Raw genomic sequence first — 26,968 nt, 5'->3', positions numbered from 1 at the left:
ACCATGACCGACACGAGAACCGAAACCGACTCCATCGGACCGATCGATGTGGCAAGCAGCGCCTATTGGGGCGCGCAGACGCAGCGCAGTCTGGAAAACTTCCCTTTCCCCGCTCACCAGCGCATGCCGATCCAGATCGTCCATGCACAGGCCGTGGTGAAACAGGCCGCCGCGCGCATCAATCGCAAGCACGGGCTGGACGGGAAGCTGGCCGACGCCATAGAAGCCGCCGCAACGGCAATCCGCAAAGGCGACTATGACGAAGAGTTCCCGCTGACCATCTTCCAGACCGGCAGCGGCACCCAGACGAACATGAACGTCAACGAGGTGATCGCAGGGATCGCGAACGAACGGCTCGCCGGTACGCGCGGCGGGAAGGAGCCGGTCCATCCCAACGACCACGTCAACAAATCGCAAAGTTCGAACGACAGCTTCCCCACCGCGCTTCATGTAGCGACGGCGCTCGCCACCCGCGATGCGCTGCTCCCCGCGCTCGACCGGTTGACCTCCTCGCTCAATGCCAAGGTCGAAGCCTTCGCCGATATCGTCAAGATCGGGCGCACGCATACGCAGGATGCCACCCCGCTGACCCTGGGGCAGGAATTCTCCGGCTATGTCGCACAGCTCATAAGCTGCAAGGCACGCATCGAGGGCGCTCTCAATGGCAATATCCGCAAGCTGGCCATTGGCGGCACCGCCGTCGGCACGGGGCTGAATGCGCCCGATGGCTGGGCCGAGGATATGAGCGGCGCGATCAGCGAGATCACCGGCTTCGAATTCGAACCTGCGCCGAACAAGTTCGAACAACTGGCGGCAAAGGATGGGCTCGTCTTTTTCTCCGGCGCGCTCAACACGCTGGCGGTGGCGCTCAACAAGATCGCCAACGACATCCGCTTTCTCGGCTCCGGTCCGCGCTCGGGCCTTGGCGAACTGTCGCTGCCCGCCAACGAGCCGGGCAGTTCGATCATGCCGGGCAAGGTCAATCCGACGCAGTGCGAGATGCTGACCATGGTTGCAGCGCAGGTGATCGGCAACAACCAGGCCGTGACCGTCGGCGGCATGCAGGGGCAGTTCGAACTCAACGTCTTCATGCCGCTGATCGGCTCGAACGTGATCCGCTCCATCGAACTGCTGGCGATCGGGATGGAGAGCTTCGCCGAACGCTGCGTGGACGGGATCGAAGCGAACAGGGACCAGATCGCCGCCCTGGTCGACAGGTCGCTCATGCTGGTCACCGCGCTCGCCCCCGAAATCGGCTACGACAACGCCGCGACGATCGCGAAACACGCGCACAAGAACGGCCAGACCCTCAAGGAAGCCGCGCTCGAACTGGAACTGGTCGACGCGGAAACATTCGACCGCCTGGTCCGTCCAGAGGACATGGTCTGAGTTTCTGCGGGCCGGTCACGAACAGACGGAGGGACAGCACAATGGCATCGGGCAGCAAAAAGAGGGCATGGCACTTCGCTGTCGATCGCGGGGGCACCTTTACCGATGTCGTTGCCGTAACGCCCGATGGGGTACTGGTGACCGACAAGCTGCTCTCGGAAAATCCCGGCCATTATGCGGATGCGGCGAGCGAAGCCGTGCGGCGCCTCATGGAGCGGCATGGGAATGCCCCCATCGCGGAACTGCGGATCGGGACAACGGTCGCGACGAATGCGCTGCTCGAACGCAAGGGCGAACGGCTTGCCCTCGCCATCACCCGCGGCTTCGGGGATGCGCTCCGTATCGGCAACCAGGCACGGCCGGACATCTTCGCGCGGCATATCGTCCTGCCTGAACAGCTGGCCTCGCAGGTGGTGGAAATCGACGAGCGGGTTTCCGCCGATGGCGAGGTACTGACTGCCCTTGACGAGCAAGGGACGCGCCGGGCTTTCGAAAGGCTGCGTGCCGACGGCGTCGATGCGCTCGCCATCGTGCTTATGCACGGCTGGAAATATCGCGATCACGAGGAACGGCTGGCCGCCATCGCGCGCGACATGGGCTTTGCGCAGATCAGCGTCAGTCACGAGGTTGCGCCGCTCATTCGCCTGATCCCGCGCGGCGACACGACTGTCGTCGATGCCTATCTCTCGCCGGTCCTGCGACGCTATACCGACACGCTTCAGGCCGGTCTGCCCGAAACCGACAGCCTGCGTTTCATGCAATCGAACGGCGGGTTGGCGGAAGTCGGCGCATTTCGCGGGAAGGATGCCATTCTGTCCGGTCCGGCAGGCGGCGTCGTCGGCATGGTCGCTGCGGGCAAGCCACTGGGCCATGACAAGCTCATCGGCTTCGACATGGGCGGGACCAGCACCGATGTCGCGCATTACGCGGGCGAATACGAGCTGACCGGCGATAGCGTGGTGGCCGGCGTGCGCGTCGCCGCCCCGATGATGCAGATCCACACCGTTGCCGCAGGGGGCGGATCGATCTGCCAGTTCGACGGCGGACGCTTCACGGTCGGCCCGGAAAGCGCGGGTGCGGATCCGGGACCCGCCTGCTATCGCAAGGGCGGCCCTCTGACAGTGACTGACTGCAACCTGTTTCTTGGCCGAATAGACCCTGCATTCTTCCCGAACGTCTTTGGTTCGGACGGCAATCAAACGCTTGATCCGCATGCATCCCACAACCGTCTGAAGGAAATCGCCGAAGCGCTTCCACACCCCAGATCGCTGAAGGAAATCGCGGAAGGCTTCCTCGATATCGCGGTCGACAACATGGCGAATGCGATTCGCAAGATCAGTGTGGCGCGCGGGCACGATGTGACGACCTATGCCCTCGCCTGCTTCGGCGGAGCGGGCGGACAGCATGCCTGCAGGGTCGCCGACGCTCTCGGTATGGAAACCGTTCTCGTCCACCCGCTCGCCGGCATTCTCTCCGCCTACGGTATTGGCCTGGCGCCGGTGAAAGCCATCCGCGAAGTCAGTCTCGTCAGAAAGCTCGGCGAGAGTTTCGCCGCAGAACTAGCGGATCTCGAGGCTCAGGCACGCCGGGCCTTGCTGGACCAAGGTATCGAAAACAGCGAGATCGTGCTCGAAAGCCACGCCCGCCTGCGGTTCGAAGGCAGTGACAGCTTGCTGCAGATCGATTGCGGCGATGTCGCTACGATGGACCGGACGTTCCGCACCCTTCACCGCCAGCGGTTCGGCTATTCCGATGACCACGCGCCGATCGTGGTCGAGGCTCTGAGCGTCGAGGCCAGCGGGATGAGTGGCGGCCTCGGCAGTGCAGTGGCCCAGCCGGTTGCCGCCAGCGGCAAGCCCTCGGGCACATGGCAGACCGTAGAACGCGCGGCGATGAGCCGGGGCGACGTCGTGCATGGTCCGGTTCTGGTGATCGATCCGGCATCGACGACAGTCGTCGAAGGCGGATGGCAGGCCCGGCTCGCGGAAGAAGGCAGCCTCGTACTTACACGCAGCGAACCGCTTCAGCGCGACCGTGCGGCAGGGACTGAGGTGGACCCGGTCAGGCTCGAAATTTTCAACAATCTCTTCATGGCGATCGCGGAAGAGATGGGCGTCGTTCTCCAGTCGACGGCGACTTCGGTAAACATCAAGGAACGGCTCGATTTTTCCTGCGCCCTGTTCGACGGATCGGGCGAACTGATCGCCAATGCGCCGCACATTCCCGTCCATTTAGGGTCGATGGGCGACAGTATCGCCCGCGTTATCGAAGCGCGGGGCAACGCTCGCGACGGGCGCGGCTTCAGGCGGGGCGATGCCTATGTGCTCAACGATCCCTATCGCGGCGGGACCCACCTTCCCGACATCACCGTGATCGTGCCCGTTTTCTTCGAAGACAATGCTTCCGAACCCGGCGCGTTCGTGGCCGCGCGCGGGCATCATTCGGATATCGGCGGGATTGCACCGGGATCGATGCCACCCGAAAGCCGGACCATCGAGGAAGAAGGCGTACTTATCGATAATGCCCTGCTGGTCGATGCCGGGCATTTCCGCGAGGCGGAAATGCGCGAGGTCCTCGCTGCGGCTACGCATCCTGCGCGCAATCCGGATCGCAACGTCTCCGATCTGCGCGCGCAGCTTGCCGCATGCACCCGCGGGGAGTCACTGCTTCAGTCAGCCGCGCGCGATCAGGGAGCGGACGTGGTGGCCGCCTATATGAACCACGTTCTCGCCAATGCGGAGGAAAGCGTCAGGCGGCTGCTCGACCGGCTGGACGACGGCACATTCGCCTATCCGATGGACAACGGTGCGGTGGTGAAGGTAGCCATCCGGATCAACCGGGATGAGCGATCGGCGGTCTTCGATTTCACGGGCACCAGTGGACAATTGCCCGATAATTTCAACGCGCCCAAATCCATAACGCGCGCAGCGGCACTCTATGTCGTGCGCACGCTGATCGACGATGCCATTCCCATGAACGATGGCTGCCTACGTCCTGTCGAACTTCTTGTACCGGAAGGATCGATGCTCAATCCGCGCCCGGGGGCTGCCGTGGTGGCAGGTAATGTCGAGACAAGTCAGGTCGTGACCGACACGCTCTTCGCAGCGACAGGCAGGCTGGCACCGAGCCAGGGCACGATGAACAATTTTACCTTCGGCGACGGCGCAGATCAATATTACGAAACGATCTCCGGCGGATCGGGCGCCGGCCTCGACCATGACGGGACCAGCGCCGTGCAGACCCATATGACCAATTCGCGGCTGACCGATCCGGAAATCCTGGAAAGTCGGCTTCCGGTCCGTCTCGACACCTTCTCCATTCGGCGGGGGTCTGGCGGGGATGGCGAATATCGCGGCGGAGATGGCGTAGAACGCCGCATTGCTTTCCTCCACCCGATGCGCGCCAATATGCTGGCGAACCGGCGGGAGATCGCGCCGCGCGGCATCTGCGGCGGCAGTGATGCAGCGCCGGGCCGCAACTGGATCGAGCGTGCAGAGGGCTCACGAGAAAATCTCGGCGCCACGGGCTCGGGCGACATGCAGCCCGGCGATACATTCGTCATCCTCACCCCCGGCGGTGGAGGGTTCGGCCCTCCCCGCCAGAAGTGAGGGTCGCGATCAGACGGCCGCGTCGCGTTTGACCGTGATGACCTGAGGATAGGTGAATTCCTTCAAACCATCGACGCCATATTCGGCGCCGAATCCCGACTGCTTGTGCCCGCCGAAGGGAGCGAACGGCGAGAGGTGCATGAATTCGTTGATCCAAACCGTACCCGTTTCGAGCTGTTCCGCGATTTCGACACCCTTATCTGTATCTTTGGTCCAGACTGCGCCGGCGAGGCCGTAATCCGAATTGTTCGCGCGTTCGATGACTTCGTCGATCGTGTCGAATTTCAAAAGCGGCATGACAGGGCCAAACTGTTCTTCGGCCACGATCCGGGCATCTTCGGGAGGGTTGTCTAGTATCGTGATCGGTACGTAATATCCGGTGCCGGACGGGTCCTTGTCGCCTCCGGTCAGGAATTTGTAGCCATTGTCCTTCGCATCCTGGATCAGTTCGAGCACGCGCTCATACTGCTTCTTGTTCTGGATCGGGCCGACGCCGGTACCCTGCTGCGAACCATCGCCGACCACCACGGTGTTTGCATAAGCAGCGATCGCCTTGGACAGGTCGTCGTAAATATCCTTGTGAATGTAGACGCGCTTGGCCGCGATGCAGACCTGCCCAGCGTTGGAAAAGCTCGACCAGAATAGCTGCTCTGCGACTTTTTCGACATCGGCATCCGGCAGTACGATCGACGCGTCATTACCGCCAAGCTCGAGCGTGATACGCTTCAGGTCGCCGCTCGCGCCTGCCATGATTTTCTTGCCCGTGGCAGTCGACCCGGTGAAGGTTATCTTGTCGATGTCCGGGTGCTCGGTAATCAGCGGGCCCAAGGTGTCTTCTCCGGTGATGATGTTCACCGTACCGGCCGGCACCACGTCCTTGATCAGTTCCGCAATGCGCAGCGTAGTCAGCGGCGTGAACGGCGACGGCTTGAGCACGATCGTGCAGCCTGCGACCAGCGCTGGCACGATCTTCTGAATGGCCATCATGATCGGGAAGTTCCAGGGCACGATACCGCCGACCACGCCCACAGGCACACGGCGGGTACGCGACAGACGCGTATCGTCGTCCTGGCTGATCACATCATCCAATGTCAGCGTCGATTGCGCAGCAGCAAGGCCGGCTGCGCCGTAAATTTCCTGTTGCGCCTGCGTATGTGGCTTGCCCTGCTCGCTGGTCAGCAGGCGATAGAGCTCGTCGGCATTTCCCTTGATCGCTGCCGCGATACCCTGGACCACCTTTTGACGTTCTTCCTGGGGAGTTTTCTTCCATTCCTTGAACGCTCGTCGCGCGGCAGCGACGGCACGGTCCAGTTCATCCTTGCCGCAAGCTGGTACGCGCCCGACCACCTGCTCGTTGGCAGGGTTCAGAACCTCCAGCCACTCGCCATTGTCGACCATTTCGCCGTCGATCAGGTTCTTATAGTCTGTCATCGCTTTTCTCTCCTTGCCGGAATCCAGGAATTTTCTCTTCGCAATATCCTGTCGGGATTCGTTGCATGATGCAACGGGTCTTGCGGCGCGGCCAGAAATTGGAGACAGAAGCACCGGAGAGGAGAGCGATGCAGACCTTCGCAACCGAAGCGGTCGACTGGCCGGACACGGCGACGCGCCTGCGCGACCAGGTCCGTGATCTGGTTGCGCAGCACGGCGAGCGAGATCCTGTTCGCCGGGCAAACAGCTGGACCAAGCCGAACCCCGCCTTCAGCCGCAAATTGGGTGATGCGGGCCTGCTCGGCATGACCTGGCCCAAGGAGTACGGGGGGCACGAGCGCAGCCAGCTTGAACGCTATGTAGTGATCGAAGAACTGCTGGCGGCTGGTGCCCCGGTCGGGGCGCACTGGATCGCGGACCGGCAGAGCGGGCCGCTGCTGCTGCGTCTCGGCAACGACAGGTTGAAACGGCGCTGGGTACCCGCGATTGCCCGCGGCGAGGCATTTGCCTGCATCGGCCTTAGCGAACCGGGCTCGGGTTCGGACCTTGCCTCGGTCCGCACGTCGGCACGCCGTGACGGCGACGAGTGGATCATCAACGGCCAGAAAGTGTGGACCACCGGCGCACATATCAGCCATTTCATGATTGCCCTTGTCCGCAGCGAAGCAGGCAGCGAGCGACAGGCCGGATTGTCGCAATTCGTCATTCCGACGGATGCGCCGGGCGTCACGGTCAAACCGATCATAGACCTGACGGGTGCGCATGAATTCAACGAGGTGTTTTTCGAGGATGTCCGCTTGCCAGCCGATGCACTTTTGGGGGTCGAAGGCGAAGGCTGGAAGCAGGCCACTGCCGAGCTCTCGCTCGAACGGTCGGGGCCGGAGCGATACCTGTCGTCCATGGCGCTTTTTCTGGAACTGGTGCGATATGCCGGAACGCGGACAGATCCCGCGCTCCAGCAACTGGTCGGCCGCCTTGCCGCAGAGGCGTGGACCTTGCGATTGATGAGCGCATCGGTCGCGGCCAAGCTTGCACGAGGCGAGGACCCGGCGCTGGAAGCGACCATCGTCAAGGATCTTGGCAATTCGTACGAGCAGGCGATCCCACAATTGGTCCAGGCTGTTGTCGATTTCGGCGACGCAGATGCCGAGGTGCTACGAGCCGTCTGCTTCTACCTGCTGCAGGTAAGCCCGAGCTTCTCGCTGCGTGGCGGCACGCGGGAAATCGTCCGGGGAATTATCGCACGCGGATTGGGCCTCAGATGAGTGACACGCGCCGCATGCTGGCTGAAATGGTCGATCCTCTTTTCGCGGGAATGGGTGCGGCAGCCATTGTCGAGCGTGACATTGCGCGCCTTGAAGAGCTCGGACTGCCAAACCTTCTGGTTCCAGAAGCGAAGGGCGGCTTCGGCGGCAGCTGGCTCGATGCGCTGACAGTCTTTCGCCTGGCCGGCTATCACGCCCTTGGCATCGACCTACCGAAGCTCATCGTGAAGCGGGCAGCAGTAGCAGACACCGAATTGGCAATGGCCTTTGCCCGCGCCTGTCAGATCGCGGGCGCTCTGGACGCGGCGCTGGCCTTGTCGATCGCCTATGCCAATGAGCGCCAGCAATTCGGCAGGCCACTGGGAAAATTCCAGGCCGTGCAGCAGTCTCTGGCGAGCTTTGCCTGCGAAGCGGCAGCGGCCAATTGCGCTGCGATGGGTGCGGCACAGGCGCTTGATCGCGGTAACGCCGAATTCGAAGTCGCCGCTGCCAAGCTGCGCGCGAACCGGGCGGTCGAAGTGGGCACCAGTGTTGCTCATCAGGTTCACGGCGCGATCGGCTTCACGGACGAATACGCATTAGCCCCCCTCACCCGGCGGTTGTGGCAATGGCGTTCCGAATACGGCAACGATGCCTATTGGAGCGCTCGGCTCGGCAGTAAGGTAATCGCGCAAGGGGCAGACCGGTTCTGGCCGGACCTTTCCGCGCGAACTGACCATTCCTAGCCGCGCTGCGCAATCCCGGCGCAGCAATCGCCGGCACTAAGCCAGCGCAAGCACCCCCGTAAGAATGTTGCGCACTAGGTCGACCTGCCCCCGAGCGCCCGTCTTCGCATAGATTTTCTTTGAGTAGTACCGGGCGGTTTCAACGGTAAGGGCGTGCGCTTCTGCCGCTTCGACAATCGACAATCCTTGCGCCAGCGACCAGGCAAGGCGCGCTTCCGCAGGCGTCAGATCGAATAGATCGACTAATTGCTCATGGCGGTCGGCGGAGGATGAGCGGTCGCCGCGCAGGTAGACAACCGCGACCGCCTTGTCCTTTCCCGCCAGCAAGTTGATGCGCGTGGGCGCAACAAGAATATCGATCCATGGGTCCTTGCTGATGTTGATCGCCTGAGGGCGATGTCGGCGGTCGGCCGCCATCGCCTTGGCAAGTGCTGTCAGTTCACGATCCACATGGGGCGAAGATGGCACGAGGCGATCATAGGGACCCCGCCTGAGTGCGCCCGATCGGCGCAGGAAGCTGTCTGCCTGACTGTCCAGATCAACTATCCGGCAACGCTCGTCCAATGCAATCCAGCCAAAGTTCATTCGCCGGAACGCCTCCTCGCTCACGGATGCACGGCTACGTTCGCGCTCGAGCGTTTCGAGGACCCTCAGGGCCACACGTAAATGCGGGACCAGAGCCGTCAGCAGGCTGGCGATCTTTGCCGTTGGCGACGCTTGCGCCAGAACCGCCAGCGTCAGAACGATGCCGGCCCCTTCCACGCGCACTGCACGCAGGCCAGCATCATCATAGCCGATCTCCTCACCTGAATAGACGCGCCCGTTGCGCATTTCCTCCGCCACGAACCCGATCAATTCGCCGTCATGTAGGGCCACAGCGTCTGTATCGCCCGTACCGGTCAGCCAGATGGCCACGCCCTCGGCTTCGCAGACCCGGCGCATCAGTCGCAGGAAGGTTACCCACATGGGCTGCTCGAATAAGCCCGAATGGAGCGGGATGAGCAATTCCGTTTCGCCAAGATTAGGGATGCGCATGCAAGCATTTCTATCACCTCCCATTTGGGAGGTCCATTGGCTATGCAGCTTCCTATCTCTCACCAGAGAAAAGCGGAGCCGATCCATGACCGACGCCAAATCCCTGACCCATCTCCAACGGCTCGAAGCCGAGAGCATCCATATCATGCGCGAAGTCGTCGCAGAGGCGGAAAAGCCCGTGATGCTTTATTCGATCGGCAAGGACAGTGCCGTCATGCTGCACCTTGCGAAGAAAGCATTCTATCCATCGCCCCCGCCCTTCCCGCTCATGCATGTCGACACGACATGGAAGTTCAAGGACATGTATGCGCTGCGGGAAAAGGCCGCCGAAGAAGCGGGGATGGAACTGATCGTCCATCAGAACCCAGACGCCGCGGCGCGAGGAATCAACCCTTTCGATCATGGCCCGCTACATACCGATATGTGGAAGACGGAAGGGTTGAAGCAAGCGCTCGATAAATACGGTTTCGACGCGGCATTCGGCGGCGCCCGACGCGACGAAGAGAAGAGCCGCGCCAAGGAGCGCATTTTCTCGTTCCGCACCGCCACGCATGGCTGGGACCCGAAAAACCAGCGGCCCGAGCTTTGGAACCTCTACAACGCACGCAAGAAAAAGGGCGAGAGCATCCGCATCTTCCCGCTTTCCAACTGGACCGAGCTCGACATCTGGCAATACATCATGGCCGAAAATATCGAGATCGTGCCGCTCTATTTCAGCGCGAAGCGACCAACCTACGAACATGATGGCGGGCTGTTCATGGCCGACGACATCGAAAGGTTGGAGCGGGTGATCGGACACCGTCCGGAGATAATCGAACGTTCGATCCGCTTCCGTACCCTTGGATGCTTCCCCCTTACCGGGGCCGTGGAAAGCGAAGCTGCGACACTGCAGGAAGTGGTGCAGGAGATGTTACTGACGACCACCAGCGAACGGCAGGGGCGCGTGATCGACAAGGACGCTGGGGATGCGTCAATGGAGAAGAAAAAGCAGGAGGGTTACTTCTGATGACCGATCCGATTTATCAGACCGATGCTCTGATCGCCGAAGATATCGAAGCCTATCTGGAGCAGCATCAGAACAAATCGATGCTGCGCTTCATCACCTGCGGCAGCGTGGATGACGGTAAATCAACCTTGATCGGCCGCCTGCTGTATGATTCCAAGATGATCTTCGAAGACCAGCTCGCCGCTCTGGAAATTGACAGCCGGCGGGTCGGGACCCAGGGTCAGGACATCGATTTCGCGCTGCTGGTCGACGGACTCGCTGCCGAGCGCGAACAAGGCATTACGATCGATGTCGCCTATCGCTTTTTCGCGACGGAGAAACGCAAGTTCATCGTCGCAGATTGCCCGGGTCACGAGCAATACACGCGCAACATGGTCACCGGCGCATCGACAGCCGATTGTGCCGTCATCCTGATCGACGCTCGCAAGGGCGTGCTGGTCCAGACCCGTCGCCACAGCTTCCTGTGCCAACAGCTTGGCATCAGGAACCTCGTGCTGGCAGTGAATAAGATGGATTTGATCGATTACGATGAGACCAAGTTCAACGCCATCGTTTCCGATTACGCAAAGTTTGCAGAAAGTATCGGAATCGAAAGCTTCCACGCCGTTCCGATATCGGGCCTAGCGGGCGACAATATCACCTCGCGGTCGGACAACACGGATTGGTATGGCGGTCCGGTTCTCATCGACCTTCTGGAAACGATGCAGATCAGCAATACTGCCAGCCAGAAGAAGCCCTTCCGCATGCCCGTCCAATGGGTAAACCGTCCCAATCTCGACTTTCGCGGCTTCTCGGGACTGATCGCTAGCGGCACCGTGAAGCCGGGCGACGAATTACGTTCTCTCCCTTCGGGCAAGACCAGCACGGTAAAATCGGTGGTCACCATGGACGGGGAACTCGACGAAGCGGTTGCGGGCCAATCCATCACGATCACTTTGGAGGAAGAGATCGATTGTTCGCGCGGCGATGTGCTTGCCACTGCCGACGACCCTCCCGAAGTCGCTGACCAGTTCGAAACCACTATCGTGTGGATGGACGACGAGCCGCTCGTCGTCGGCCGCGGCTACTGGCTCAAACTGGGCACGCAGATGGTCAGCGTAACAATCGCCGAACCAAAATACGAAATCGACGTCAATACGATGGAACATCTCGCATCGCAGACGCTGAATCTGAATCAGATCGGGGTCTGCGAGATTACGACCGACAGGCGCATCGTCTTCGATCCCTATACAGAAAATCGCGCGCTGGGCGGCTTCATCCTGATCGACAAGATCGCCAACCACACCGTTGGCGCAGGGATGCTGCATTTCAGCCTGCGCCGCAGCCAGAACGTCCATTGGCAGCCTACCGATATTACGCGCGACCACCACGCTTCGATGAAAAACCAGACGCCGCGTGTGCTCTGGTTCACCGGGCTGTCGGGTTCGGGAAAATCGACTATCGCGAACGAAGTCGAGAAGAAGCTGGCCCTCATGAACCGGCATACCTTCCTGCTCGATGGCGACAATGTTCGCCACGGGCTGAACAAGGATCTCGGCTTTACCGAAAGCGACCGGATCGAGAATATCCGTCGGATAGGCGAGGTTGCGAAGCTGATGACCGATGCCGGCCTGATCGTACTGACAGCCTTCATCAGCCCTTTTCGCGCCGACCGGCAACTGGTGCGGGACATGATCGATGGTGGCGAATTCATCGAGATCCATGTCGATACGCCGCTGGAAATTGCCGAGGCGCGCGATGTGAAGGGGCTTTACAAGAAGGCGCGCGAGGGGAAGCTGAAGAACTTCACCGGCATCGACAGCCCCTACGAACCACCGGAAAGTCCGGAAATTCGCGTCAACACGGTGGAGATGACACCCGAAGAGGCGGCGGACCATATCATCGCGAAGATCTTGCCATTGAAGTAGGCACGCCGACGGATGTAAAGGATGCATGCTCGCACCAGATGGTCGTGGGCTGGCCGTCCGCGCCATTTCGGTAACCTGAGAAATCGATGCAAATCAGCGAACGTACTTACCAGATCGCGCTAGTCGAAGATGACGGCGCTCTGCGTACTTTGCTGACGCGCTATCTCCGACAGAGCGGGTTTCCCGTTCGCGGGTACGCGACGGCTGCAGAATTTCGGGCATCTGCCGACCAATTCGATCTGGTCATTCTGGATGTCATGCTCCCTGCCACCAGCGGTCTCGACCTGTGCCGATGGTTGCGCGAGAGGAGTAAGGTTCCGATCATTTTCATCAGTGCACGGTCGAGCCATACCGATCGGATCGTGGGGCTGGAGCTTGGTGCGGACGACTATCTGATCAAGCCGGTCGACCCAGGCGAACTGGTTGCGCGAATCCGATCCGTATTGCGCCGCTCGGAAGAAGCCGGACAGCGTGATATGGCAGACTATGCATCGATCGTTCGGTTCGAAGGCTGGCAAATGGACCGTCGCCGGCGCGAGCTGTTTGCCCCGGAAGGTTCACGCGTATCCATTTCGGAAGCTGAATTCGACCTCCTCAACGTGTTCATCGACATGCCACAGCGCGTTATTGGCCGGGACACTCTGCTCGAGCATTCCAGAAGCCGCTTGCCGGGCCGCGACCACAGCGACCGCAGCGTGGATGTGCTTGTAAGCCGCCTGCGCCGCAAGCTCGGGTCTGTCGATGGCGGGCGCGACTTGATCCGCACAGTGCGAGGCGTGGGATACGTCTTTACTGCGTCAGTAGACGCGTGATGGCACGACACAGTCTCTGGCCCAAGGGTCTGACCGGAAGGGTAATCCTCGTTCTGGTGCTGGCCGTACTGTTCCAGTTCCTAGCTGGCAGCGTGCTAATTCGCACCGGAGAGATGCACATACAGCGTCAGGATCTAGGACGACGAGTTGCCGAACAGGTGCTAATCGCGGAACGTATCATTACTGCCGCCGATCGATCGGACCGCAGTCGCCTGCTCGAAAGCCTGTCTACAATCCATACGAAACTGGAACTCGTCGAAGGCAGCCCGGAGATCGGTCCGGGCATAGATGCGGAAGCCAGGGAAATTGCGAATGCAATTTTCGAGTTCGAGCCAGCCTTGGCCAATTACGAATTACGCCTCTCTCTCGCCTCAGGTTCATTCCTCAACCTTGAGCGAAAAGTCATTGGCGCTATCGAGATAGACGAAGACACATGGATTGGCTTCACGACGCAGGAAAGGGTCGCCGACTGGCGGCTCCTGCTGGAAACCTCGATCCGGGTTGGACTGATAGCCGTACTGATCCTTGGATCCGCCGCTGTGCTTGTCCGTACGCTGAGCGCGCCCCTTCGCCGGCTGTCGGAAAATGCGCAGTTGATCGGAACGTCGGGGCGAATCTTTTTCGATGATACCACCGGCCCGGAAGAACTGCGCGAGGTTTCGCGGGCTCTGAACGCAATGCAGGAACGGCTAGAAGGCGTGATCGATCAGCGAACGCAGGCGCTGCTTGCGGTCGGCCATGATCTGCGCACGCCGCTGGCCCGGTTACGGCTGCGAGTGGATGGGATCGAAGATCGGGCGGATCGAAGCGCGGCACGTGAGGACATAGATCAGATGACCCGCATGCTGCAGGAGCTCTTAGAGTTCTTCGAGACTGGCGAGAGCCAGTTGGATCGCGAACCGACGGAACTGTCCAGTCTGTGCCAGATGATTGCGGAGGCCTTCGACGACTTAGGAGCAAACGTTCGTTTCGAGGGCCCTGACCGCTTGGTAATCGACGCCGTGCACGATCATCTGGCGAGGGCCATCGAGAATCTGGTCGATAACGCTATCAAATATGGCGGCGATGCGACGATCACGCTCGCCACCGATCCAGACTGGGCCATTGTGTCGGTAGAAGATAACGGCCCCGGCATCCCTGCATCGCAATTCGCTCGGGTGATGCACCCATTTGAGCGATCCGACGCAGCGCGCTCTGGCAGGCATCCCGGCATGGGCCTTGGGCTGAGCATCGCGCGCAACGTCGCGGAGGCCCATGGCGGCCGTCTCGAACTCGCGAACCGCACCGGCGGAGGACTTCGGGCGACGCTGACGTTCCCCAAAAAATAGCACCTGCAACACTTTGTTACATTCGGGGCGATGCACAGCAATGTTCTAACGCCATTGTGCACTGCGAAAGATTTCGTCCCCCCCCAAAGCAGGAGCCAGAAATGGAACAGCTGATGAAAGGCGTGTCGCGGTTTCGCGATGCGGTCTATCCCGAACACAAGCAACGCCTCGAGACCCTCGGGCGCGACGGGCAAAGCCCGACAACCTTGATGATAAGCTGTTCAGACAGCCGTGTGGTACCTGAACTCATTACCCAGTCCCAACCCGGCGAATTGTTCGTGATCCGCAATGCGGGCAACATCGTACCGCCCTGGCAGCGGGTAAACGGCGGCGTGACCTCCACGATCGAATATGCCGTCATGGGCCTCGGCGTGACAGACATCGTCATTTGCGGCCACGCCGACTGCGGCGCGATGAAGGCGCACTTCGCGCCCGAGGGCGCTCTCGACGCCATGCCGTCGGTCAAGGAATGGATTGGTCATTCCACCGCTGCACACTCGGTGATCGAAGCTTGCTGCGGCTCGGCAGACGACGGCGAAAAGCTTGACCGCCTCGTAGAAGAGAATGTCATCCTTCAGCTGACGCATCTGCGCAGCCACCCCTGCGTAGCCGCTGCACTGGCTAAGGGCGAACTCCGCTTGCATGGCTGGGTGTTCGACATCTCCGAAGGCGCAATCCGCGCGCTCGACGGCGAAAGTGGCAAATTCCGCCGCATGGAAGATCCCCAGCATCCGGTCCCGGTTGCCGATTTCGGCGGTAATCGCCAGCAGGCTCGGGAAGCGGCCTGACCTCCCAGTCCCTTCCCAGGGCCGGTGCCCGTTCGCAGGAGTTCGAGCGCACCGGCCCACCCTCCCGTCAGATCTGCTGACCCGAGACTTTTACACTAAGGAGCCGTCGTGGCCGACAAATCGTCGTTATTCTCGTCCTTGGGCAAGGACATTCCCGCTTCAATCGTGGTGGCGCTGGTTGCCCTGCCGTTGTGTCTGGGTATCGCGCTCGCTTCGGGCGCGCCCTTGTTCTCCGGACTGATCGCGGGGATCGTCGGCGGCATCGTCGTCGGTGTCCTCTCCAAATCGCAACTTTCGGTCAGCGGCCCCGCAGCGGGCCTGACCGTGATCGTCCTCGACGCTTTGGCGGTCCTGCCTACCTGGGAAATCTTCCTCCTGGCAGTTCTGCTCTCCGGTTTGCTTCAGGTCGGGCTTTACTTCACCCGTTCAGGAACTCTGTCGGAATTCGTGCCCAGTTCGGTCATCACCGGCATGCTGGCGGCGATCGGCCTGATCCTGATCCTCAAGCAAATCCCTTATGCCATGGGCTATGACGGAGATTTCGAAGGCAGCCTCAGCTTCCTCCAGCCTGATGGTCTCAACACGATTTCCGCCTTGTTCTACTCCGTTTGGGATTTCTTCCTGCTGGGGCCGATCATCATCGCAGTGGTTTCGCTTATCTTCCTCTTCTGGTGGGATGCAAACCGACCCAAAGACGGCCTGCTGAAGCTCCTGCCCGGACCACTGGTTGTCGTTCTGTTTGGCGTGCTTGCAAACGAAGCGTTCAAGCTCTTCGCACCCGGGCTCGTCATCGACCCAAGCCAGCTCGTACAGGTGCCCGTATCGGAATCGCTGGGCGAATTCGTCGGACAGTTCCGTACTCCCGACTTCTCGGCCATCACCATGCCCGACGTATGGATCGTGGCAGTGACACTAGCGATCGTAGCCAGTCTGGAATCGCTGCTGTGCGTTAAAGCCGTCGACGAAATCGACCCACGGCGCCGTACGACCGACAAGAACCACGAACTGCTCGCACAGGGCGGTGGTAACTTCGTTTCCGGCCTGATCGGCGGCCTGCCGCTCACGTCTGTTATCGTCCGGTCTTCGGCCAACGTTGCCGCTGGGGGCGAAACCAAGACTTCGGCCATCCTCCACGGCTTCTGGTTGCTCCTGAGCGTTCTGCTGATCCCGGTCGTACTCAACCTCATCCCGCTTGCTGCGCTCGCTGCGATCCTCATTCAGGTCGGCTACAAGCTCAATACGCCTGAACTCTACAAGCGCCGCTGGGCACAGGGCTGGCATCAGTTTGTGCCCTTCATGGCCACTATCGCAGCAATCCTTTTCACCGATCTGCTTCGCGGCATCATCATCGGGCTGGTCATCGGCTTCGTATTCGTCGTCGCCCGCAACTTCCGCACGGCAGTCAGCGTAGCCAATGACGGTGATTTCTGGATGGTACGCGCTCGCCGCAACCTCTACTTCATTCACAAGTACGAATTGCAGAATTCGCTCAACAAGGTGCCGGAAGGCGCGAGCGTGGTGATTGATCTCGAACGGGCGGAATTTGTGGATCCCGACAACATCGACATCATCAACAGCTTTGCCCGCAACGCCAAGTTCCGCGACGTTTCGGTCACCATCCGCGGCGATGTCGACCACCTCGAAGACACTCCGCTGGAAGCCCCTGCCAAGAAGGTAGCTTACACATGAAGACCATTCGAGAACTGAAGCTGTCCAACAAGGCCTGGTCGGACGAAATGCGTGAGCGCAAAAAGGACTATTTTGCGCGGCAGACGGTCGGCCAGAATCCGGAAGTGATGTGGATTGGCGGATCCGACAGTCGGGTATTTCCGCACCAGATCACGCAGACCCGACCGGGCGAATTGTTCATTCATCGCAACCTCGCCAATCTGGTCTACTCGGATGATGACAATCTGATGGCTGACTTGCAGCATGCGGTCGACGATCTGAAAGTCGCGCACATCATCCTGTGCGGGATATACGGTTGCAACGGCATGGGTGCCGTATTGAATGGCGACGCGACGGGCCACATGCATTCCTGGCTACGTGCTTTACGGGAGGTCTACGAAGAAAACCGGCTGGAAGTCGATTCGATCGAAGATCCCCTGGATCGGCAGAACCGCTTGGCCGAACTCAACGTCCGTGAACAGCTTCGCCGACTTTCGCAGCTCGACATTGTGCGCGCTGCCTTGGAACGCGGGCAGGACCTGACCTTGCATGGCTGGATTTACGATTTGAGCAACGGCAGGCTGACCGAATTGTTCGAAGTCGAACCCGTCAGCGAAACGTCGGGCTTTGCTATGCCTCTGCAGGACGTTCCGCAGATGGAAGACCATCTCGCCGTTGCAGAGTAATTGAATGCATGGTGTGGTAGCGAGGAGGCCCCGCGCGCCTCTCGCTACCACACCTAACCTCGCGGTCAGGCAATCGCACCCAGTTCCTTCTGAAGCTCGGACAACCACGGAGCATAGGGCTTCCATGCCCCTTGCCCGGACCGGTTGAGCGGACGTCGAACCTGTTCGGAACTTGCCGTCCGTACCGCCCGCTCGGTTCGGTGGAAATCGAGGCAGGCTTCTTCGAATGGAAGGCCGATATGATCCAGCATGCGCCGGGTCTGGCCTTCCAGATCATCGAGCACATCCTCGTGGTTCACTCGGAGGACCCGGCCGGGAAGCACACTATCCCAGTGGTCCATCAGACCGACATAATCGCGGTAGTAGCGACCGATCTCCGTCATTCCGTACGTGAAGTCCTGCCCCTCGGCAAAAAGCTGTTTGAAGCCCGAGAAGCAGCAATCCATCGCATCGCGCCGCGCATCGATAATGGTCGCGTTGGGCAGTATTAGGTGGATCAATCCGATGTGGCGGAAGTTGTTCGGCATCTTGTCGATGAAGAACGGCGCGCCCTGTCTGTGAATGCGAGTATCCTCGACGAAGCGATTACCCATTTCAGCGAATTGATCCGCGTCAAGATCGTGGAGCACCTCAGGATAACGGCTCTTGCCGGCCTTCCGCCCCCGCAATTTGTGCGCGAGCGCGAGGATATTCGGCAGTTCCAGTGTCCCATCGATCTGTGAGTGGCTGGCAAGGATCTGTTCGAGCAGTGTCGATCCGGCGCGCGGCAGGCCGAGGATGAAGATCGGGTCCCGCACACGGCTACCCACATTCGCCTTGCTCTCAAATAATTCAGATGTGCAGACTTTCTTCTGCGCGTCCATTTCAGCAGTCATCCGGTCGGCATCATAACCGGTTTGACGGCGCTTCAGATCATTGCCGAGTTCATAAAAGCGGAATGACTGGGCATGTTCGGCGCGGTCTTCGAAGGCCTTGCCGAGCGCGAAAGCAAGGTGAACCCGGTCCATGAATCCGATGTCCGTGCGGGCTGCCTGCCCTTGCATGGCGGCGAGCTCTACTTCGGTAAAACGATAGGTCTTGAGATTGGCAAGCGCGTAATACGCATCACCATGGCCGGGCCGCGCAGCGATCGCGGCGCGATAGGACGCCACAGCGCGTTCCTGATCCCCGACCGTCTTCAGCGCATGGCCGCGCGACGTCAGCGTCGCCGGATCGCCGGGCAGGCGCGCCAATACACTATCGAAAAGTTCGAAGGCCCGGTCGTAATTGCCGGTCTGCATGCTTTCGATCGCCAGGTGGGACTGAAACAGCGGGCTGTCAGGATCTCGCCTATACAGCGCCTCTGCTTCTTCACATGAGCGAGCGAACTTTTGTCGCTTGCGAAGCACGTCGATATAATCGAGCCGAACCTGAATATTATCGGGTTCGAATGCCGCTGCGCTCTCCAGCAGGAATTCCGCATCATCAAGTATGCCCAGCGTCAGGCCGATCTGAGCCAGCAACCGCATCGCTTCGACATTCTTGGGATTGCGGCGAAGAAAGTGTCGGCAGATTTCTTCTGCCCGCAGTGGTCGGCCTTCATGGAGATGATGCGTCACCGCAATCAGTTCTTTAGGCAGGGTCAGGAGGCGCCGTTCCTGACTGCGCGCAGTTGTCGCTTCGCCCATTTGCCCAGCCGCTTCGAGCAATTCCGCCTGTGCGCGCCAGCTTGCCGCGAGCGCGGGATTGAACCGGACTGCGCGTCCATAAGCTTCAACTGCTTGCTCCGTGTCGCCCGTCGCACGCGCGAGGTGGCCGGCCTCCTGCCAGGCGCGTCCATATTCGGGGATCTGGGAGTGCAGGCGGTCCAAATAATCCTGCGCATCCTGATGGCGTGCCAGATAACGGTTTGCGACCGCCGCGATATAGAGCGCCTCGGCATCATTCGGGACATCGGCCAGGATGGCCTCGGCAAGTGCCAGCCCCCGCTCGAAGGCGTTGGCCTGCAGCGCCTCCTGCGCGTCCTTCAGCGTTTGGTCACGCCGATCCATCCTGTCTCCTCGTTACTTCTTGTACAAATGGCGGAGGCGAGCCTCAAGCTGCGCCCCCGCCATAAATACGACCGTTGTTCTGGGTCAGTAGCTGAAGGTGGCTTTCGCGCCCACCGTCAGCGGCCGATTGGTTACGATGCGCGCGCGATCGTAATAAAAATCGCCCGCAATTTGAGCCCGCTCGTCGAAGAGGTTCGCCCCGTAAACCTCGAACCGCCACTGATCGTAGGATACGCCCGCCGACAGATCGACCACGGTGTAGCTGTCGAGCTCCAACCGATTGATGGAGATAATGTCGGTGAACTTTGAGGCTGAATGCGAAATGGACGGCTGGATAAACGCGCCCAGTTCGTCGGTCAGATCCCACTCATAGCGCACCCGCAGATTACCCTGAAAGGATGGGGCATAGGCAAGATCGGATCCAACCTGCACGTCGTCCGTCGGGGTCAGGACCTCGGTAATCTCGGTATCGAGCAATGACACCGCACCCGAAAGCGTCAGACCGGGCGCTGCATAAGGCGCGAAGGTGAAATCGGCTTCGAAACCCTTGATCTCTGCATTCGCCGCATTGTCCGAAAAGAACAGATTGGTGATGCTGGGATCGAAGATGGTCGTCTGCAGATTGCTGATGTCGACGTAGAACAGGCTGCCGTTGATACGCAGCTGACGATCGAACAGTTCGGTTTTCGCGCCGATCTCGTAGTTCTTCACCTCGTCCGATTCCAGCTCGAACGGAACTGTGAAGCCGTCGGGTCCTTGCGCTCCGCCGGGACGATTGAGCAGGCCGGGACGGAAGCCTTCCGAATAGGTCGCATAGAACAGCAGATCTTCCGTCGGGGTGAAATTGACAGTCGCCTTGAAGATCACGCCCTCGGTCTTCGCCTTGTCGGGCGCTCGGATCGCATTGAACACCTGTTGTGCCTGAGCAGCAGTAAGTCCTGCTGCCTGTATGTCCTCAAGGCTATCATCGCGTCCGAAGGTCTGACGCAGATCGGCATCGCACGACCCGATGAAGGTATATTGCCCATCGCCATCATAGAGATCCGACAGGTTGGTGCCAAAGGCGTTCGCATCCTGCGCAGCGCCCGCATTGCAGAAGGAACTGTTGGCTGTGCCTTCGAAATCGACCTCGACATTGTAATACCGAGCGCCGCCGGTGATCGACAGCAAATCGGGAACAAGGTCGAAGGTTGCTTCCCCGAAAATGCCGAACTGCTGATCGGTCCGCTTCACGTCGTTACGGAAGATGACGCCATACGGAAACGGCCCGGCATCGCTGGCATAGGCTCCAGGGAAAGGGAAGTTCGGCGCAAACCCGCCGAACGGCTGGGCCAGTTCGCTACCCGGATAGGTATAGTCGTTGCGCTCCTTGAGCACGAGGTCGGAATAGAACCCCCCTGCGGTCACGCGGAAGCGATTTTCCTCCGGCGTGCTTAGCCGCAATTCCTGCGTAAACACCTGAAGATTGCTATCCGAGGTGACATAGAGGTTGGGCGCCTGACATGTCCCGCTTGGTGCCGCATCGCCGGGATAGCTGACCGACCCGTCGCAGATGTAATATGGAAGATACTGGCCGGCGAAAAGATAATCCGAATAGTCGATCCGCTGCTCGGTTTCGCGTTCCGTGTAGGCACCGTTGTAAATCACATCGAGCATGCCCAGACGGCCCTCGACGCTCCAGGCGGTGTTGGAGAAATCGTCCTCCAGCCGGTCGTCTTCAAAGCGCTGGATCTCAAGATCATCGAGATCGAGTTCCGGATCGGCGAAGAATACTCCGTCGCTCTCCAGACTTTGGCGGCTGTGCGCTACGGTGATCCGCCAGTCCGGCGATACCTCGTAAAGGGCCGAGACGCGGAAGCCTGAATATTGGGTGTCGTTGAAGTCATTCTCGACCAGCCCGGCGTTATTCGCCTCGATGAAGTTAACGCCCGACAGGTCATCGCCCGATTGAAAGCCGGCGCGATTGGGTGCCACGGGCACACCGTTGTCGCGCACCGTTCCGGCTGGGCGGAAGCGCGCGCTTTCGCTTGCGTCGCGGGTGCCTGCGACATTGTCGATGTAGCCGCCCTGATCATCGAGATATACGACGCCGCGCACGGCGAGATTGTCGGTCACCGGCACATTGAGCATGGCTTCGGCCTTGTAGCTCGCCTCGCCTCCCTTGGTGAAGGACGTGCCGACACTGACCCTGGTGTCAAAGCCCGACAGATCGGGCTTGTTGGTGATGAGCCGCACGACACCAGCCTGCGAACTCGCTCCGAACAAGGTGCCCTGAGGCCCGGAAAGAACTTCGATCCGTTCGAGGTCGGCGGCATAGACGTCGAGATTACGACCCGGCTGTGCCAGCGGTTGCTCGTCTAGATAAAGCGAAACGTTAGGAGCAAGACCCGCGACGCCCGCCGTTGTGAGGTTTGGCGTGGTCGACGCAAGTCCGCGAATATAGATCGTGCTCTGGCCGGGACTGCCACCGCCAGCGGTCACGGTGGGCAATTGCTGCAGATAATCGTCGAAGGTCGCGATGTTCAACTGGTCGAGCTGTTCCTGACCCAGGGCTTGAACCGAAACCGGTACGTCCTGCAGATCTTCGCTGCGACGCTGGGCGGTGACAACGATGGTTGTGACGCCGCCTTGGCGCGGCTGCCTCTGAGCGCCGGTCCGGCTCTCGGGCTGCGTGGCGGTTCTCGAAGTAGTGGAACTCTGCGCGTGCGCATGTGTGGGTGAAAGAAGTGCAATCGCAAGCGCACCGAATGATATGCCTTGTGCGGTTTTAAATAGGATAATGGCCCCCTTGAAGATGTCATGCGTGAAGTCGATCAACCGGCGCGACAAGTCGGCCAGGTATCGACGATGATGGATGTTGTGTGGGGGCGACCTACGGAAGCTGGTCCCGTTCGGCCACCGAAGTGCCCCTATTTCCCGGGATTGGCCGATGGCTGTTGCTGCAATGCAACAATTAATCCCGCCACCCGGCAGTGCCGGTCACTTAGTTGTGCTGTTGATCACTTCTTGTCCGCTGCGACCCCGACCGCCGTCGTGGGCACGCCCTGATGTTTACGGATCAAGTCGTAACAGATCGCCTTCACGATCGAAATCGCCATCAAGGCGACGACGAACGAGAATGGGAGTGCGCCAATGATCATCGTGATCCGGATCGCCTCGATTCCCCCAAGAACCAGCATGCTGCCGACTACTGCGGCGAGAGCGGCCCCCCAGAACAGGATGTGCTTTCGATGTTCGCCTTCCGTGTCGCCTGCTCCGTTGATCGTATTTACGATCAGGATCGCGCTGTCGGTGGAGGTCACCAGATAAGTCATCAAAAGCACCACGATCATGCCCGAGACGGCAAACGCCGTTCCAGGATCTAGGATGACGGCTAAGGTCGCATAAAGCTGGTCGGCCATCGTGGCATTCACAATGGTGCCACCTGCACTTCCATTGAGTTCAAGGGCGATCGCGGTGCCGCCAAGCAATGTCATCCAGATGAAGCATACCAAAGATGGGACGAGAACCACGCCGAAGATATACTCGCGGATCGTCCGCCCTCTTGAAATGCGGGCGATGAACATGCCGACAAAAGGGGAGAACGCGATCCACCACGCCCAGTAGAACACCGACCAGTCCAACTGCCACGCTACCAATTGCTCTCCTACGGGGCTCTCATCGGAAAACAGGGTGAGCGACAGGGGAATGAAATGCCCGATATAATCCGCGATTCCCTGGCCCAGCAGTTTCAGGGCGAATAGGCCGGCGCCCATGATCGCAAACAGCAAGAGCAGCAGAAAGGACAGGCCAAGATTGAGGTTGGAAAGCCACTTGATACCCTTCCCCACGCCCGACAGCGCACTGAGGGTAGAGGCACCAACCAGAATGGCCAGGGCAAGTGCAATGGCAGGCAGGGAAGAGGACCCATCCGGGTTGAGCAGCCAATCACCCAGGCCGACGCGTGAAAGACCGACAACGAATTGTTCAACGCCGAGGCCCATGGTCACTGCAACGCCGAGTATGGTTGCCACGACCGCGACGACATCGACCACGTGGCCGCCAAATCCGGACATGGTCTTTCCGAATAAAGGAACCAGAGCGGACCGGATCGTCAGCGGAAGATCGCGCCTGTACGCTACGTAGCCGATCGCCAGCCCCACCAGGGCATAGGTTCCCCAGGCTGCGAAACCCCAGTGGAGGAAGGTATAGACAAATGCTGGCCGCACCGCGTCCCAGGATTGCGCCTGGACCGCGCCGCGGATGATATCCGGATTTTCGGAAAAATGGGAGAGGGGCTCACCCGTCGAATAAGTGAGCAGCCCGATACCGATGCCCGCACCGAATAGCATGGCAAACCACGAAAGACGTGAGAACTCAGGCTTTTCTCCGGCATATCCTATCCTGAGGCTGCCGGTTTGCGGGAAAATTGCCAGGATGGCACAGATCGCTATGAGCGCCGCCACAAGATAGACATACCAGCCGGCGAAGGACGATATGATCGTCGAATTGGCCGCCGACAGGGTCTCGTTGGCGCTGACTGGGAAGAAGATCGCCCACAGGATGATGAGCGTGACTATGATCTTCGCTGGGATTGTCACCTGACGGCTGAAGCCATGGTAAAAGCCGCGATCGGCCGTGCTGATCGGCAGTTCGACCAATGGCGGGGCTATCCCCTTGGGGTCATCGGATGACATGGTTCTCTCGCTGACTTGGCTGTCCCAAGGTTCGGCGAACAGTGGGTAAGGATGCTGGCATCATACGGACGATCGTCAAGAGATCAAATGGCACTGCCATCTTAAGCACGGCGCGATTGCCCCAGCGCACATCGGAATAAGCCGCGATGGCAGGTCGCGATGCGCGGCGTCTGTTGCGGCAGGTGAAACTTCGACCTCCTTGTCCAGCCAGCACAAAGCACCCAGCATTCTCACCGGCGCGCACTAGGCAAAGGTTGGATTTTTCAAGCTTTTCTCAATCTTTCCATACTAACGCGATGCTTCAGTTCCACTTAACCACGCCTCGAGAAGCCTCGCCCAAGCAATGGTCGCAATCCTCATCACTCTCGCTGTCGCCGGCATGGTGGGCATAGCGCTGGCCGTTTGGCTCAGGCCGCAACTCATCCAACTGCACGGCGCCATAGAGCGCGCTGAAGGACTGATCGGAGTAAAGCATACCGGCGGATTTCTGACCCGGGCGTCACAAATAATCGTGGCAATGGAGCAGGCGCTCCAAAGCTCAGCGCCGCGTGCGCAATCTCACGCGATTTCGGGTTTGCCGACGCGCGAACCCTTGATTGCGCGGATGAAGAGCGATCGAAAGGGTACACTCGGCATCCTGGCGTTGAAAGACTACGATCGCTTGTGCGCCTTCGACCCGGAATCGGCAGAGCGCTTGTTGCTGATCATGGTCGAGCGTTTGACGGCAATGGTGCCAAGAGATCAGCTCGTCGCACAGCTTGATCGCTCCCATTTGGCTATCTGGATTGGCCCGGACATGGAGTTGGCGGCGGCGACTACCGAGGTGGAAGCACTCGCCTACTCATTGGGCGATCGCTGGTGTGACGGCGAAAGAGAAATTTTTCCCGAAATCGCATTCCGTACCGGAGAGTTCACGTCCGACAGCGGAGCTCCCGAAGCCTTGCTGTCGCAAACCCTTTCATCATTCTCGGTTCCACTGATCACCGACGTGCGGGAGATCGTATCGAGCATCGATCCGGTGATCCAGTCGCGCGAGCGCTTCCAGATAGAACAGGATCTGCGTCAGGCTGTCGGACGGGACGAACTGCGCATGCAGTTTCAGCCTCTGATAGACGCGTCGACAGGGCGGGTGTCGGGGGCAGAGGCATTGCTCCGTTGGCACCATCCCACGCGAGGACTGATCCCGCCGACCCGCTTTATTCCGATCATGGAAGCTTCCGATCTGTCGCCTGAAATTGGCCTTTGGGCTCTTAACCGGGCGGCGCGAGAGGCACGCCAATGGCGCGACGGTGGACATGATTTGCGTGTTGCGGTCAACGTGTCCGGTAGACAGTTAGATGGCGCAGACCTGCCGCTCCTGATCGAACGGACACTGGCACGACATGATCTCGGTGGGGAAGCTCTGGAGATCGAACTGACTGAAACTGTTGCCCTTGCCGAAGGCGACTGCGCCGCGCGCCTTAGCGACGCTCTGCGGTCGCGGGGCATCCGGATCGCAATCGACGATTTCGGCACCGGTTATTCCAGTTTCGCGGCGCTCAATGCCATCACCTTCGACAAGATAAAGATCGACCGGGCATTCGTAACTGACGTTCATGCCCGACGCGAAAGCCAGGCGATCTGTTCCAGCATTCTTACGCTTGGCCGGGGGCTTGGCATTAACGTCTTGGCTGAAGGCGTCGAAACAGCCGAAGAATTTCTATGGCTGCGCGATCATGGATGTCGTTTCTTCCAAGGTTTCTATTTCGCCCGGCCGCTTTCGGGCGAGGACTTCCTGACTTTTGTCAAAGACGAACAGACGCTCAACAAATTGTTGCAGCCGGACACACAACTGATTTCTGAGAGGATGCGGGCATGACGACCCTTTTGCGGAGCGTGAACATAGGAATGGGCCTGCTTGGTGTTCTGGTGCTGAGCGCATGCTCGTCCGGACCAAAGAGCATAGTGCCCGCTTCGGCCATACAGCAGGTCGATCCTGATGAGGTCGAAGAAATTGCAGCTTTGCTTGACCGGGGAGAGGTTCGATCCGCGGAGAAACGACTCCGGAAAGGTTTGGACCGGGATCCGATGAACCCTTCCCTGCAAGTCCTTCTACAGGGGATCGAAGGTGACGCCCGAACCGATCTGGGACCGAAAAACTTCAGCTACACCGTCCGATCTGGCGAAACGATGACGGAATTGGCTGAACGCTTCCTTGGCAACCGCCTCAAGTCCTATCAGCTGGCGAAATATAACGGCATCGATGTGCCGGACGCATTGGAAGTCGGGCGCGAACTTCTGATACCCGGACAGTCACCCAATGCAGCGAGCGCCCCTCGATCGACACCAAAGGCGGAAAAAGCCGCACCTGCCCGCCCAAAAACGGAAGTGGCAAAGCCAGCTAAGCCGGCAGCCGCCCCTGCGCCACGCAAGACTGTCGATCATGCTGCTGTCCGTCGTGCGCGCTCCGCGGGGCTTGTTGCCCTCAATCAGGGCAATGTGAAACAAGCGGTTGCGCTGCTCCGCCGCGCAGCTGCGCTCGATCCAGACAACAAAGCGATTGCAGCTGATCTGCGCCGGGCGGAACAGATTGCCGCAACTGTCAGGGCACGACAGTAATTGGTTGATAAGACTT

Annotated in this window: 18 protein-coding genes; 13 read left to right on the top strand and 5 right to left on the bottom strand. The window is 59.9% G+C overall.

Going from position 1 to position 26,968, the window contains the following annotated elements:
• The first annotated feature begins 3 nt into the window (after window positions 1-3).
• Together fumC and ACIGGE_RS06840 are read left to right on the top strand one after the other, a co-directional pair.
• Window positions 4-1,389 (top strand): class II fumarate hydratase, encoded by a 1,386-nt coding sequence (gene fumC, locus ACIGGE_RS06845; protein WP_301641771.1) that lies wholly within the window; start codon window positions 4-6, stop codon window positions 1,387-1,389.
• 41 nt (window positions 1,390-1,430) lie between these two features.
• Window positions 1,431-4,997: a hydantoinase B/oxoprolinase family protein gene (locus ACIGGE_RS06840; protein ID WP_397489751.1), complete on the top strand. Its 3,567-nt coding sequence runs from the start codon at window positions 1,431-1,433 to the stop codon at window positions 4,995-4,997.
• 9 nt (window positions 4,998-5,006) lie between these two features.
• On the opposite strand, the gene ACIGGE_RS06835 is transcribed toward ACIGGE_RS06840, so the two are convergent.
• Window positions 5,007-6,428, bottom strand: a complete 1,422-nt coding sequence (locus tag ACIGGE_RS06835) for an aldehyde dehydrogenase family protein (protein ID WP_103025127.1) — start codon at window positions 6,426-6,428, stop codon at window positions 5,007-5,009.
• 128 nt (window positions 6,429-6,556) lie between these two features.
• Here ACIGGE_RS06835 and ACIGGE_RS06830 point away from each other — a divergent pair, with 128 nt between their 5' ends.
• Window positions 6,557-7,693 carry an acyl-CoA dehydrogenase family protein gene (locus ACIGGE_RS06830; RefSeq protein WP_397489750.1) on the top strand — a complete coding sequence of 379 codons (1,137 nt, stop codon included), beginning with the start codon at window positions 6,557-6,559 and terminating at the stop codon, window positions 7,691-7,693.
• Window positions 7,690-8,418, top strand: a complete 729-nt coding sequence (locus ACIGGE_RS06825; protein ID WP_397489749.1) for an acyl-CoA dehydrogenase family protein — start codon at window positions 7,690-7,692, stop codon at window positions 8,416-8,418. Before ACIGGE_RS06830 ends, ACIGGE_RS06825 begins: the two co-directional genes overlap by 4 nt.
• A 36-nt stretch (window positions 8,419-8,454) precedes the next feature.
• Here the strand turns inward: ACIGGE_RS06825 and ACIGGE_RS06820 are convergent, their stop codons facing one another.
• Window positions 8,455-9,453 carry a helix-turn-helix transcriptional regulator gene (locus ACIGGE_RS06820; RefSeq protein ID WP_397489748.1) on the bottom strand — a complete coding sequence of 333 codons (999 nt, stop codon included), beginning with the start codon at window positions 9,451-9,453 and terminating at the stop codon, window positions 8,455-8,457.
• Window positions 9,454-9,538: 85 nt separating this feature from the next.
• Between ACIGGE_RS06820 and cysD the strand changes: the two genes are divergently transcribed.
• From cysD to ACIGGE_RS06785, 7 genes are all read left to right on the top strand, one after another.
• Window positions 9,539-10,459, top strand: a complete 921-nt coding sequence (gene cysD, locus ACIGGE_RS06815) for a sulfate adenylyltransferase subunit CysD (RefSeq protein WP_196847596.1) — start codon at window positions 9,539-9,541, stop codon at window positions 10,457-10,459.
• Entirely contained in the window at window positions 10,459-12,366 is a 1,908-nt protein-coding gene (cysN, locus tag ACIGGE_RS06810; protein WP_397489747.1) for a sulfate adenylyltransferase subunit CysN, read from the top strand. The genes cysD and cysN overlap by 1 nt, the downstream gene beginning before the upstream one ends.
• Before the next feature lie 86 nt (window positions 12,367-12,452).
• Window positions 12,453-13,178, top strand: coding sequence for a response regulator transcription factor (locus ACIGGE_RS06805; RefSeq protein WP_301641780.1), 726 nt, complete (start codon window positions 12,453-12,455; stop codon window positions 13,176-13,178).
• Window positions 13,178-14,506: a sensor histidine kinase gene (locus tag ACIGGE_RS06800; RefSeq protein WP_397489746.1), complete on the top strand. Its 1,329-nt coding sequence runs from the start codon at window positions 13,178-13,180 to the stop codon at window positions 14,504-14,506. The genes ACIGGE_RS06805 and ACIGGE_RS06800 overlap by 1 nt, the downstream gene beginning before the upstream one ends.
• Window positions 14,507-14,607: 101 nt before the next feature.
• The gene (locus tag ACIGGE_RS06795) at window positions 14,608-15,294 is read left to right on the top strand and encodes a carbonic anhydrase (RefSeq protein ID WP_221597191.1); all 687 of its coding nucleotides are present in this window, start codon (window positions 14,608-14,610) and stop codon (window positions 15,292-15,294) included.
• Window positions 15,295-15,402: 108 nt separating this feature from the next.
• Window positions 15,403-16,983 (top strand): SulP family inorganic anion transporter, encoded by a 1,581-nt coding sequence (locus ACIGGE_RS06790; RefSeq protein WP_196847591.1) that lies wholly within the window; start codon window positions 15,403-15,405, stop codon window positions 16,981-16,983.
• Window positions 16,980-17,648 (top strand): carbonic anhydrase, encoded by a 669-nt coding sequence (locus tag ACIGGE_RS06785; protein ID WP_222828489.1) that lies wholly within the window; start codon window positions 16,980-16,982, stop codon window positions 17,646-17,648. Before ACIGGE_RS06790 ends, ACIGGE_RS06785 begins: the two co-directional genes overlap by 4 nt.
• Window positions 17,649-17,713: 65 nt before the next feature.
• On the opposite strand, the gene ACIGGE_RS06780 is transcribed toward ACIGGE_RS06785, so the two are convergent.
• From ACIGGE_RS06780 to ACIGGE_RS06770, 3 genes are all read right to left on the bottom strand, one after another.
• The gene (locus tag ACIGGE_RS06780) at window positions 17,714-19,678 is read right to left on the bottom strand and encodes a tetratricopeptide repeat-containing sulfotransferase family protein (RefSeq protein ID WP_397489745.1); all 1,965 of its coding nucleotides are present in this window, start codon (window positions 19,676-19,678) and stop codon (window positions 17,714-17,716) included.
• An 84-nt stretch (window positions 19,679-19,762) separates the two neighbouring features.
• The gene (locus tag ACIGGE_RS06775) at window positions 19,763-22,495 is read right to left on the bottom strand and encodes a TonB-dependent receptor (RefSeq protein WP_397489744.1); all 2,733 of its coding nucleotides are present in this window, start codon (window positions 22,493-22,495) and stop codon (window positions 19,763-19,765) included.
• Window positions 22,496-22,677: 182 nt separating this feature from the next.
• Window positions 22,678-24,354: a BCCT family transporter gene (locus ACIGGE_RS06770; protein WP_397489743.1), complete on the bottom strand. Its 1,677-nt coding sequence runs from the start codon at window positions 24,352-24,354 to the stop codon at window positions 22,678-22,680.
• A gap of 343 nt (window positions 24,355-24,697) precedes the next feature.
• Between ACIGGE_RS06770 and ACIGGE_RS06765 the strand changes: the two genes are divergently transcribed.
• The gene (locus tag ACIGGE_RS06765; protein WP_397489742.1) at window positions 24,698-26,212 is read left to right on the top strand and encodes a putative bifunctional diguanylate cyclase/phosphodiesterase; all 1,515 of its coding nucleotides are present in this window, start codon (window positions 24,698-24,700) and stop codon (window positions 26,210-26,212) included.
• A complete protein-coding gene (locus ACIGGE_RS06760) occupies window positions 26,209-26,952 on the top strand; it encodes a LysM peptidoglycan-binding domain-containing protein (RefSeq protein ID WP_397489741.1) in 744 nt (247 codons plus the stop codon). The genes ACIGGE_RS06765 and ACIGGE_RS06760 overlap by 4 nt, the downstream gene beginning before the upstream one ends.
• Window positions 26,953-26,968: the final 16 nt, after the last annotated feature.

It is taken from the genome of Qipengyuania sp. NPDC077410 (genome assembly GCF_044543405.1).
GTDB classification, from domain to species: domain Bacteria; phylum Pseudomonadota; class Alphaproteobacteria; order Sphingomonadales; family Sphingomonadaceae; genus Qipengyuania; species Qipengyuania pacifica.
Note: the sequence above shows the minus strand (reverse complement) of the source record. Positions and strands in the feature narration are given on the sequence as shown.